The sequence below is a fragment of the Phormidium sp. CCY1219 genome (genome assembly GCF_055795085.1).
The window spans coordinates 1-224 of sequence record NZ_JAYFEQ010000877.1; the positions used below are offsets into that span (position 1 = coordinate 1).

The 224-nt window shown below is 50.9% G+C and carries 1 rRNA gene; it reads right to left on the reverse strand.

Annotated elements, in window-relative coordinates:
- A 5S ribosomal RNA gene (rrf, locus tag AC0QH1_RS28770) occupies window positions 1-87 on the reverse strand; the annotation flags it as partial.
- Window positions 88-224: the final 137 nt, after the last annotated feature.

Sequence of the window (224 nt, forward strand, 5' to 3'; positions counted from 1 at the left end):
CACCCTCCAAGTATCGTCGCCGCAGTCGCGTTTCACAGCCGAGTTCGGGATGGGTCGGAGTGGTTCCACAACGCCATAGGCACCCGGAAAAATCGAGAAGGTTAAAGAACCCTCAAGACTGCATAGAAATTGAGTTTAAATGAAATTTGAGGTCAAGCGCTCGGTCTGTTAGTACGTCTGGGCTACATACATTACTGCACTTCCACCACGACGCCTATCAACGG